General features: G+C 57.7%; 9 protein-coding genes and 2 pseudogenes. 9 read left to right on the forward strand and 2 right to left on the reverse strand.

Going from position 1 to position 10,710, the window contains the following annotated elements; genetic code table 11:
- The 8 genes and pseudogenes from ADK28_RS03200 to ADK28_RS29645 all read left to right on the forward strand — a co-directional run.
- Window positions 1-181 (forward strand): annotated as a pseudogene (locus tag ADK28_RS03200) (hypothetical protein); the annotation flags it as partial.
- A gap of 30 nt (window positions 182-211) precedes the next feature.
- On the forward strand, window positions 212-1,006 hold the full coding sequence (locus ADK28_RS03205; RefSeq protein ID WP_048794863.1) for a hypothetical protein: 795 nt from the start codon (window positions 212-214) through the stop codon (window positions 1,004-1,006).
- 72 nt (window positions 1,007-1,078) lie between these two features.
- A complete protein-coding gene (locus ADK28_RS03210; RefSeq protein ID WP_004935553.1) occupies window positions 1,079-2,416 on the forward strand; it encodes a lipopolysaccharide biosynthesis protein in 1,338 nt (445 codons plus the stop codon).
- Window positions 2,413-3,282, forward strand: a complete 870-nt coding sequence (locus ADK28_RS03215) for a hypothetical protein (protein WP_016927024.1) — start codon at window positions 2,413-2,415, stop codon at window positions 3,280-3,282. Before ADK28_RS03210 ends, ADK28_RS03215 begins: the two co-directional genes overlap by 4 nt.
- Window positions 3,283-3,302: 20 nt before the next feature.
- Entirely contained in the window at window positions 3,303-3,869 is a 567-nt protein-coding gene (locus ADK28_RS03220; protein WP_048794869.1) for a YtfJ family protein, read from the forward strand.
- Between the two features lie 28 nt (window positions 3,870-3,897).
- Window positions 3,898-4,968 carry an LPS export ABC transporter permease LptF gene (lptF, locus tag ADK28_RS03225; RefSeq protein WP_048794864.1) on the forward strand — a complete coding sequence of 357 codons (1,071 nt, stop codon included), beginning with the start codon at window positions 3,898-3,900 and terminating at the stop codon, window positions 4,966-4,968.
- Complete coding sequence (lptG, locus tag ADK28_RS03230; RefSeq protein ID WP_048794865.1) at window positions 4,965-6,044, forward strand: LPS export ABC transporter permease LptG; 1,080 nt, start codon at window positions 4,965-4,967, stop codon at window positions 6,042-6,044. The genes lptF and lptG overlap by 4 nt, the downstream gene beginning before the upstream one ends.
- A 102-nt stretch (window positions 6,045-6,146) precedes the next feature.
- A complete protein-coding gene (locus ADK28_RS29645) occupies window positions 6,147-6,896 on the forward strand; it encodes a glycosyltransferase family 2 protein (RefSeq protein WP_049190546.1) in 750 nt (249 codons plus the stop codon).
- 67 nt (window positions 6,897-6,963) lie between these two features.
- On the opposite strand, the gene ADK28_RS03240 is transcribed toward ADK28_RS29645, so the two are convergent.
- Entirely contained in the window at window positions 6,964-8,271 is a 1,308-nt protein-coding gene (locus tag ADK28_RS03240) for a serine hydrolase domain-containing protein (RefSeq protein WP_048794867.1), read from the reverse strand.
- A gap of 107 nt (window positions 8,272-8,378) precedes the next feature.
- Here ADK28_RS03240 and ADK28_RS03245 point away from each other — a divergent pair, with 107 nt between their 5' ends.
- Window positions 8,379-9,290, forward strand: coding sequence for a LysR family transcriptional regulator (locus ADK28_RS03245; protein ID WP_048794868.1), 912 nt, complete (start codon window positions 8,379-8,381; stop codon window positions 9,288-9,290).
- A 268-nt stretch (window positions 9,291-9,558) separates the two neighbouring features.
- Here the strand turns inward: ADK28_RS03245 and ADK28_RS29650 are convergent.
- Window positions 9,559-10,710 (reverse strand): annotated as a pseudogene (locus ADK28_RS29650) (hypothetical protein); the annotation flags it as partial.

Consider the following 10,710-nt stretch of genomic DNA (forward strand, 5'->3'; position numbering starts at 1 on the left):
GGCCTATTCACGCAAACCCGATCACTCGCTGGCGGCGTTGCGTGAAAAGATCGCCGTCATCCCGCACCTGACGTTTAACGGCGCTAACATATTGGATTTAGACGGCCGCGAACCCGCCGACCGTATTTTCGACGCATCGCTGCGCGCCGTTAAAATATCGCTGAGTGCCGCCAATGCCTAGCCGACAAATAACCTTTTCGTACCGAAACAGATGAAAAAAAATAAACTCACCGCCGAACAGGATACCTCTCCCGTCTGCATCACCGGGCTGATTGCCGTGGTGGGCAGCGACGGCACGGGCAAGTCCACGCTGACCGCCGACCTGGTGAAAAACCTGCAGCAACATCGCCCCACGGAGCGGCGCTATTTGGGGCTGATCTCCGGCGAAGACGGCGACAAAATCAAAAAGTTGCCGTTCATCGGCGTGTGGCTGGAACGGCGCCTGGCGGCGAAATCCGACAAAACCCAGCGCATGAGCAACAGGCCGCCGGCGCTGTGGGCGGCGCTGATCATGTACGGTTTTTCGCTCTGGCGCGCATCCAACCTGCGCAAGGTGCGGCGGCTGGCGCAGAGCGGCGTTCTGGTGATCAGCGATCGCTACCCGCAGGCGGAAATCTCAGGTTTTTACTACGATGGGCCCGGCATCGGCGTGGAGCGCGCAAAAGGGTGGCTATTGAGCCGCCTGGCGGCGCGCGAACGCCGTTTATATCAACGCATGGCCGTCTATCGGCCGGCGCTGATCATTCGCCTTGATATCGACGTCGATACGGCCTTTTCCCGCAAGCCCGATCACAGTTACGAAGAGCTGAAAGACAAGATCGCCGCCATGGTGCGCCTGCAATACAACGGCTCGCGCATCATCGAACTGGACGCCAGAGCCCCTTACGACGAGGTGCTGAGCAATGCGCTCAACGCCATTTCCGCCGTGGTGAACCCCGCGAAGCGCCCGCAGAGCGATCTCGGGCAACCCGGCGAGAACGCCGGTAAAGAAACTCAGGTTTATTAAACGAATACAGGGCAAGCGCATGACTGCGGAAAACAAAATGCAGCAAAACAACGATAACGGCTGGTTTGGGCTATGAAACGGTGGTTTTCCGACGGCGCGTTTCGTTCCATTTTACGTAATGCCGCCTACCTGGGCTCCGGCAGCGTCGCCAGCGCGCTGCTCGGCCTGCTGGCGCTCTCCTGCGCCGGTAAAGGCATGTCGCCTGAAATGTTCGGCGTGCTGGTGGTGATCCAGGCCTATACCAAAGCGGTCAGCGATTTCATCAAATTCCAGACCTGGCAGTTTGTGGTGCAATTCGGCACTCCGGCGCTGGAGCATCAAAATACCGGGCGCTTCCGCGACGTCGTCGCCTTCTCCTTTGGCCTGGATATCGCCAGCGGCGTCATCGCCGTGCTGGGCGGCATGATCATGCTGCCGTTCTTGTCTCACGCCCTGGGGCTGGACAGCGAAAGCTTCTGGCTCGCCATGCTGTACTGCACCCTGATCCCATCGATGACCTCGTCCACGCCGACCGGCGTGCTGCGCGCCTTCAACCGCTTCGATCTCATCGCCATCCAGCAGGCGATCAAGCCGTTCCTGCAGGCGGTGGGCAGCGTCATCTCCTATTATTTCGATCTGGGGTTCCCCGGCTTTATCGTCACCTGGTACGCCTCGAACCTGATCGGCGGCACGCTGTTTTGGTGGTTCACTGCGCGCGAACTGCGCCGCCGCGATATCCACGGCGCGCTGAGGCCGCGCCTGTTCAACGTCGCGCGCCGCATTGAGGGCGCCTGGAACTTCGTCTGGACCACCAACATCGCCCATACCATCTGGGCTGCGCGCAACTCCTGCACCACCGTGCTGGTGGGCGTGGTGCTCGGGCCGGCCGCCGCCGGGCTGTTCAAGATCGCCATGACCTTCTTCGATGCGACGGGCACCCCGGCCAAGCTGCTGGAGAAAAGCTTCTATCCCGAGATCATGCGCCTGGATCCGCGCACCAAGACCCCGTGGCTGCTCGGCCTGCGCTCCTCGCTGCTGGCCGGCGGCATCGGCCTGGCCGTCGCGGTGTTGATGTTGCTGGTGGGCAAGCCGCTTATTTCCGCGGTCTTCGGGCAGCAATACCTGGAAGCCTATGACCTGATTCAAATCATGCTGGGCGCGATCATCGTCTCGATGATGGGCTTCCCGCAGGAATCCTTACTGTTTATGGCGGGCAAGCAGCGCGCTTTCCTGATCGCGCAGGCGACGGCCTCGGCGGCCTACATTGCGCTGCTGGTGTCGATGGCGTATGCCTTCGGCGTGCAGGGCGCCGCCTTCGCTTATTTACTGGGGCAATGTTTAGACGTTCTGTTATCCCTGATACCGACGATCGGCGCCTACCGCAATCGCTTTATGTTGGGGCTGAATGTGCCCAAAGAGAGTAATCAATGACCGCTAGCAATAATTGGAAAAAGTTCTCCGCCGAAACCACCCAGGCGCTGTTTGTCGCGGTGGAAGAGGACGACCTGGTTGAGGCGAATATCAGCCTGCCGCAGCAGATCGATCTGGAATGCTCCCCCGAAAGCATTCGGGACAACTACGCGCTGTGCCTGCAGTTTTGGGAAGACGGCTTTTCCCGCCGCGAGCTGCTGCAATTGGTGAACGGTTTCTTGCAAGACCCGCAGTTGGCGGCGGCGACCCGCATGCGCTACAAATATATCCGCGCCCGCTATAAGCACCTGCGCTTCGCCCAGCAGCTGTACGGCGCCCCCCACCGCGCCAACCGCCTGTTCCACACCACCACCGTGGTGCTCGGCCATTTTCAGGACGCGTTTCGCAACGGCAACCAGAAGAACCTGACGCTGTACGGCAACCTGCTGCGGCTGCTGCTCAGCAAGCCGGTGTGGTCTTACGTGCGCTATGCGCTGCGCCACACCCGGCTGGAAAGCGCACAGGGCTTTATCACCTACCGTCAGGAGCAAATGCGCCAACTGCAAACGCTGATCGCCGGCCCGGCGCTGACCGGGCATCAGTTCCATGACGTGCGCAAAATCGTCAGCCGCCAGGTCTCATTCTACGACACGCTGAGATCGATCGATCCCGACAACCGCGAGGCCCGGCAGATCTCGCGCTTCCTGGCGGCGATTAACGGCCTGATGGGCGACCGGCATGACGTGATGGTGGCGGACAAGCTGGCCGGCGGCGATATCTATGATCGGCCGGCGATCCTGGATATCGACATCCGCCAGCGCCTGGAGCTGCTGCTGGCGCGCTTTCCCCTGTCGTTTTCCCAGCCGGCCATCGCGGCGGGCAGATAAGCGCATTGCCCGTAGCCATGATGACGTTACCTCGCTTGCTGGCCCTCGCCCTGCTGCTGACGCCGCTGGCGGCATCCGCGCATAACTTCGTGCATGGCCGGCCGGTAGCGCCGATCGCCATCGCCGACCGCGGCGAGCTGCTGCTGCGCAACGGCGATTTCAGTTACCGGCCGTGGAACAGCGCAAAACTGGCGGGCAAGGTGCGGGTGATCCAGTACATCGCCGGGCGCACCTCCGCCAAAAAGAAGAACTCGTTGCTGATCAACGCCGTTAAGGAAGCGAACCTGCCGGGCGATCGCTTCCAGCCGACCACCATCGTCAACACCGACGATGCGATACCGGGCTCCGGCTTCTTCGTGCGCGGCAAGATCGAGAAAAACAAGCGGCATTATCCCTGGGCGCAATTCATCGTCGACAGCGACGGGCTGGGGCGCATGGCCTGGCGGCTGCCGGAGGAAAGCTCCACCATCGTAGTGCTGGACAAGGCCGGGCGCGTACAGTGGGCGAAGGACGGCGCACTCACCCCGCAGGAAGTTGACCAGGTGATCGCCCTGCTGCGCGCGCTGATCGCGCAGGAGACGCCATGAAGCGCACGCTGCCGGGAACCGATAACGCATGTCTTTGATTGAACGCTATATCACGGTTGAGATCCGCCGCCTGGTGATGATGATCGCCGGGTTTCTGATCTTCATGTTCGCCAGCTACTCCGCCCAGCGCTACCTGACCGACGCCGCCAACGGCACGCTGGCGCTGCGGGTGGTGGCCGACGTGGTTTTCTATAAATCGCTGATCGCGCTGGAGATGATATTGCCCGTCGCGCTGTATGTCTCGGTGGCGGTCGCGCTGAGCCAGATGTACAGCGATGCGGAGATCACCGCCATGCTGGCCGCCGGCGCCAGCCCGCTGCGGCTGTACAAGGCGGTGCTGCTGCTCGCCGTGCCGCTGGCGATCGCGGTCACGCTGCTGTCGCTGTATGGCAGGCCCTGGGCGTACGCCAATATTTATCAGCTGCAGCAACAGTCGCAATCGGTGCTGGACGTGAGCCACCTGCAGGCCGACAAATTCAACGTCAGCGGCAACGGCCGCATGATCCTCGCCAATCACGTCGACAAAACGGCCAACCACCTGACGGACGCCCTGATTTATGTGCGCGGCGGCCATCACACCAACCTGTACCGCGCGCAGTCGGTGGAAGTGCTCGACGCCTCTCCCGCCAGCCCCGCCGTGCGGCTGAAAACCGGCACCGCCTATGTGCTGGATCGTGAGGGCGCCGACGACAACGGCCAGAATTACGACAACTTTGACATCGCGCTCAAACCGTTCGTGCCCAGCGCCGAGAGCCGGCACAAGTCGGCCTCGCCGGAGGAACTGGCGCGCTCCGCCGATCCGGGCGACGCCGCCGAACTGCAATGGCGCGAGAGCCGTGGGCTGACTACCGTGCTAATGGTGCTGCTGGCGATCCCCTTTAGCCGCATCAAGCCGCGGCAGGGGCGCTACGCCGCGCTGCTGCCCCTGACGGTGCTGTTTACCGTGATTTTCTATGGCGGCAACATTTGCCGCACGCTGGTGGCCAACGGCTCTCTGCCGACGATCCCCGGCGTTTGGCTGGTGCCGCTGGCGATGGCTGTCGGCATCGCCCTGCTGCTGGCGCGCGACTTATCCCTGCTGCGGAAACCCTCCCGATGACTATTTTTAGCCGTTACCTGATCCGCAACGTGTTCATCGGCTTCGCCGCCGCGGCCGGGCTGCTCATCCCGCTGTTCACCACCTTTACGCTGATCAACGAGCTGGAGGACGTCACTCCGGGCGGCTACCGCTGGCAGCAGGCGCTGCTGGTGACCGTGATGACGCTACCGCGCAGCCTGGTCGATCTGGGGCCGTTTATCGCGCTGCTCGGCGGCATCGTCGGGCTGGGGCAGCTGTCTAAAAACCTGGAGCTGACGGCGATCCGCTCCGCCGGGATGTCAATATTCCGCATCGCGCTGGTGATGCTCGCCGCCGGGCTGCTGATGAACCTCTCGCTCGGCGCCCTCGATGAATGGGCCGCCTCGCCGCTGCAACAACGCGCGCTGCAGATGAAAAACAACGCGCTGGCGCAGTCGAACAGTAACGACGTCACCGTTAACCCGCTGTGGGCGCGGCGCGGCAACGAGTTTGTGACGGTAAAAACCGTCGATGAGAACGACCAGCCCCACGGCATTGAGATCTTCCGTTATCAGGCCAACCGCGCGCTGGAGTCTTACATTTACGCCGACAGCGCCAGCACCGCCGCCGATGGCAGCTGGCTGCTGCACAACGTGATGCAGAAAAGCTGGCAAGGCAGAAAGGAGACGATTCAGCAGCAAGACAGCCTGCCGTGGCGCTCGCTGTTCGCGGTGCCGAGCCTGAAAGAGCTGACCCTGCCGGCCGGCAGTTTCTCGCTCCAACAGTTGGATCGCTATATCGATTACCTGCGGGGCTCGGGGCAACCCAGCACCGAATACCGCCTGGCGCTGTGGAAAAAACTCGGCCAGCCCCTGCTGGTGCTGGCGATGATTTTGCTGGCCATCCCGTTTACCTTCACCGCCCCGCGCGCCCCCGGCATGGGCAGCCGGTTAGCGCTCGGCGTCATCATCGGGCTGCTGACCTACATCGCTTACCAGATCGTTCTCAACCTGGGGTTGCTGTTCGCCCTCAATGCGCTCTTCACCGCCCTCGCCCCGCCGCTGTTGCTCCTGGCGTTGGCGCTGGCGCTGGTTTATCGGTTTGATCGGCGAGGTTAGGCATTTTCCGAGGTTGATAAGGGATAAGAAGAGAATCGCAATTTCCATTCCAGAGAAAACATCACGCACTCACCTGCTCGCGATTTTTAAGGATGTTAGTTAATGGCAAAGATAGCTGTTTGTATACTGACCTTTAACTCCTCTCGTTTATTACACGAGGTGCTTTCTCCACTCATGGGCATTGCGGATGAGTGGATTGTGGTAGACTCCGGCAGTACGGATAAAACGCTGTCTATTTGCCAACGCTTTGGAATAAGCCCTATTTACCATCGTTTCGAAACGCATGGACGACAAATGAACTTTGCGATTTCTCAATCTCACCATGATTGGGTACTGTGCCTGGACAGCGACGAAATCCTTGATGCCGAAACCATAGCGTCCCTTTTAACATTCAAATCGCAGGCAAACCCGCCACCACAGCAAGCCTATAGAATAAAAAGGAATTGGTTTGTACTCGGACAGCCAGTCAGAACGATTTATCCCATCTCCTCACCGGACTACCCCGTTCGACTGTTCAATAGAACACAGGTCAGGTTCAATGATGCTCCGGTAGATGATGCCGCTGAAGGCTATATTCACACGTCGGTCATTCCCGGCAATGTTAAGCACGATACTTTTTATTCTCTCCATGAAATACTCAATAAGCTCAATAGCTATACGACAAGGGTAGTAAAATACAGAGACATCAGGCCCTCGATATTTCGTGGCGTCGTTAGCGCGATCGGCGCGTTTTTTAAATGGTACGTACTGAGCGGCGCATGGAAAGAAGGCAAAGTCGGCGCCGTTACTGGGTTTTATGCCATGGCCTACAGTTTCCTGAAGTATTTTAAATCTTGGTATGGCAAAGATTGATAGCGTTAAGGACAGAAACAGGGGCTGAATGGCAACCGCCATCCAGCCCCTGCTTGCCCAGCCGACGTTAACGCAACTCCTTCGCTATCGCGCTAAACATCAGCGACGCCTCCAGCGGTTGCGCGCTGAAAGAAGGTTCCGCCTGCGGCCAGGTGGACCACTGGACGATCACCAGATTCTCCGCCTGATTGACCATGATCATCTGGCCGAAGATCCCCAGCGCCCACAGGGAATGTTTGAGGGAAGCCTGCGGAGCAGGTTCTACGTTAGTCGCATTCACCGGCACTTCGTTGTTCCACCATTGGAATCCGTAAATGCCGTTAGGATGCGCCGCCGACACCGAGCCCGCCGCCCGCGTCCAGTTGGACGACTGGGCTACCCAATTTTCCGGTAGGATCTGTTTGCCGTTCGGCAGCGTCCCGTTATGCAGAATGAATTCGCCGAAGCGCCCCCAGTCTTCCAGCGTGGCGTTGAACCCGTGCGCGCCCACGTCGTGCTGGCCTTTGGCGTAGGCATGCCACACGCCATCGCTCGCCATGCCGTACGGCTGCCAGATACTTTTTTCCAGATAAGCCGCCAGCGGCATGCCGGTGGCGCGTTCCAGCACGTCGCCCAGCAGCCACGCGCCGCCGGAGGAGTAAGACCAGTTCTGCCCGGCCGGATGTGCACGCTGCAAACCGGCCACCAGCTTGCGCACGCAGGCATAGGCGCCGGGCCTGGCTTCACACTCGGTCAGCTGCGCGAAGTCCGATTTCGGGTTGGTGTAGTCCTCATTCCACGCCACGCCGGAGGTATGGGTGATCAGCTGCCTGAGGGTCACGCCGTCCCACGCGGTGCCTTTCAGATCGGGTTCGTATTGCGTGATGAGATCGTCGAGCGAGCGGATCTTGCCCTGTTTAATCGCCACACCCACCAGCGTGGCGACCACGGATTTGCCCACCGAGCGCGACGTCCACAGGGTGGCGTCGGTATTGCCCTGCCCCAGATATTTCCAGGCGATTTTGCCGTCTTTCAGCACTAGCATGCCGCTGACGTTCTGGCGCTGCAGGTAATCCTGCAGGCTATAGGTTTTGCCATTCACCCGATAACTGGCGTCCGTTAGCTGTTTAGCGGCAGCCACCAGCGGTATGGCATTGCCGTGGTGAAACACATCCCCGGCATAGTTGCGGTAGTCGTTACGAAAACCGATCACCCGGTCGCTCTGGCTCCAGGTGAGCATCTTGTGCGTGTCCGGCAATTGCGCATCGAAAGGCGCCGGACAGGCGCTGAGTTCGGTGCCCGCACAGGCGGCCAGCGCGACGGGCGCCAACAGGCCGCTGCAGAGGCTGATGACAACGCCCGCCAGCAGGCTGCGGTTAAACACTTTGCTTTTCATATTTTTTCTCGCTTAGCTCAGGAAGGCGTTCAGCTTAAAAAAACGCGGCCTATAATAAAAAACGCCTGATGGGGGAAAATCCCCCGCAAAATCGACGGGAGAACCGCGTGCCGAGCCTGATTTACTCCTTTGCCCAACTGGAAGCCTTCACCGCCGTGGCCGAGCACGGCAGCCTGGCAAAAGCCGCGCTCAAGCTGGGCAAAGACCGCACGACGCTGCGCGATTTGATTGATTTTCTTGAGGATGGCTTGGGCTATGCGCTGTTCCTGCGCGAGGGGCGCAGCCTGCACCTGACGCCGGAAGGCGAGCAGTTGCAGCGCCAGGCACACCTGCTGATGCGGCAGGTGAAAGCGTTTGAGGCATTTGCCAAAGACGTGCCGAAGAGCGCGGCGCAGGAAATCTCGCTGGTCTACGATCCCTTTACCCCCCGCGCGTTGCTGCAGGCGCTGATTACCGCCATGGCCCAACGCAACACGCGCCTGAGCCTGATTAACGCCTCGCGCGACGAAGCGGAAAGCCTGCTGGCAAACGGCCAGGCCGATCTGGGCATCTGCCAGGCGCGCAACCGCAGCGTGGGCGACACCATGGAGTGGCGCGCCTTAGGGGCGATAGAGATGGATTTTTACGCCGCCAAAACGCTTTTCCCCGGCGCGGAACAGCCGCTCTCGCTGCTGGAACTTTCGCTCACGCCGCAGGTGATCATGCACCCGGACTCTGACGAACCGGTGGCGCGCCGCCTGCAAATTTCCGGGCATACCATATTTACCAACGAGCTGGAAATGCTGCGCGCCCTGCTTGAACAAGGCTGCGGCTGGGGATTCTTGCCGACGCATATGCACGCGGAACAGTGGAAAAACGTCAACACGCTGCGCACCGAAGTCGGCAGCCAGGGGATCAGCCAAACCATAGTGACCATCTGGAAGCCGGGCAATGACCGTCGGGTGCTGATTGATGAGACGTTGGCGCTGTTGCCGGGGTTGTGGCGGGGGGTTGGGGGTGAAAAATCGCTACTAAATTAGTGGTGGTGTTACCGGTAGTCGATCGTAGAGTTCATCGTCCGCGTTACTTTTCGATTGTTCTTAAGCGGGGCTCGCTGTTTTTGCCCAACGAGCCCCCTCTCCACCTTCGCCCCACCGCTGCTGGCGCTAGGTTATTGCTTTGATTGGCGGTATTAGAGAGGTTGCTTTGAGCGAGAAGTGGAAGTTGGCGCCCATCGAAAGAGATGTGCACCATGTAGTATTGCTAGCAGTCGTTAACTGCCAAGACGACAAAGCATTATTCTTTCTTTCAGCGGCCGTAGTTTCTTTCAGCCGATGCGAGTGCTTTATTTAGATTTTCATTAAAAGTATGTCGAACAGCTGTAAAGGGATTTGCTCGCCATTCTTTTGGTAAAGACCTTTTATTCGCCTCATCTTGTAAAGGTGTATATAGCTTAACCATGTAATCAAAGAATAGCTTTGCTCTTTCAATTCTTAATTTAATGCGATTAACAACATCACCTGAGCTATTAGCTATCGCCCTTTCAAGACTTTTTAATTCTTCCCAAACAGTGTCGTCTGCGATAAATGTGTCAACCATCACCGATTCAACAAACATAAAGTTTGAAATAAGATCCCTTGCAATATAACCTCCTAACCTAGTTGGATAGAAACTAGAGCTAAAAGCCGCATGATCATGAGAGGCTGTATTGACGAATCGTAATCGGCATAAATCTCTTAAGACTGCAATAGATGTATCATCGCCAACCCCAACGCTTCTTAAATACTTTTTCATTTCCGAGCCATCTATATATTGGAAAGATGCCTCACTGCTGTATTGAACAAGAGCTGAAAGGATAAACAACCTCAATAACTGCAAGTTCGTTTTTCCTTTTCTTGAGTCAAAAGGATTACCAACAAGAGAATAATCTTCAGAGTAAAGAGCTTGGTTTCCGAGAAGGATTGCTCTCAACGCTTCGTGCCGAGGTAATACATAATTACCAGTGCTTTTATAAGTTTGCCACGCTTTCCCTACATTAGTATAACCATGCTCTAGAAATTCACGAGTCATTCTTAAAGCATTACGAATATCTCCAGCTGCAAGAACCTCAAGCAAACTCCCAACTTCTGTACCGAGAACAGAACTTTGGACAAGTGATATAATATCTGCATTATTGCTAACATGCACCCTCATGCCATTCTCTGCTTCGAAATCACCAGTTTGACCTTGAGCCATATTTTTCGCAAGGAAAAACCTCTTAGATAGAACCGCCTCTACCTGAGGCGGTTCTATTAAAATGGGATCAAAATCAAAGGCATTAAATGCAGCTGAGTTTCTATGCTCTACGTAAGTTGAATTCCTAAGAGATATTACAAGATTTATTTTAAGCCTTTTTGAGAATGCCACACAATCAGTAAATATCTGAGATTGAGTTTTCTCATCCAACTGATCAACATTATC

This window comes from Serratia sp. 506_PEND (genome assembly GCF_001076875.1).
GTDB lineage: Bacteria > Pseudomonadota > Gammaproteobacteria > Enterobacterales > Enterobacteriaceae > Serratia > Serratia marcescens.

What these genes read in the sequence shown, in the direction of transcription:
- lptG (WP_048794865.1), top strand. Translation starts at nt 4,965, where the DNA reads ATGACTATTTTTAGCCGTTACCTGATCCGCAACGTGTTCATCGGCTTC.
- ADK28_RS03205 (WP_048794863.1), top strand. Translation starts at nt 212, where the DNA reads ATGAAAAAAAATAAACTCACCGCCGAACAGGATACCTCTCCCGTCTGC.
- ADK28_RS29645 (WP_049190546.1), top strand. Translation starts at nt 6,147, where the DNA reads ATGGCAAAGATAGCTGTTTGTATACTGACCTTTAACTCCTCTCGTTTA.
- ADK28_RS03240 (WP_048794867.1), bottom strand. Translation starts at nt 8,271, where the DNA reads ATGAAAAGCAAAGTGTTTAACCGCAGCCTGCTGGCGGGCGTTGTCATC.
- lptF (WP_048794864.1), top strand. Translation starts at nt 3,898, where the DNA reads ATGTCTTTGATTGAACGCTATATCACGGTTGAGATCCGCCGCCTGGTG.
- ADK28_RS03220 (WP_048794869.1), top strand. Translation starts at nt 3,303, where the DNA reads ATGACGTTACCTCGCTTGCTGGCCCTCGCCCTGCTGCTGACGCCGCTG.
- ADK28_RS03215 (WP_016927024.1), top strand. Translation starts at nt 2,413, where the DNA reads ATGACCGCTAGCAATAATTGGAAAAAGTTCTCCGCCGAAACCACCCAG.
- ADK28_RS03210 (WP_004935553.1), top strand. Translation starts at nt 1,079, where the DNA reads ATGAAACGGTGGTTTTCCGACGGCGCGTTTCGTTCCATTTTACGTAAT.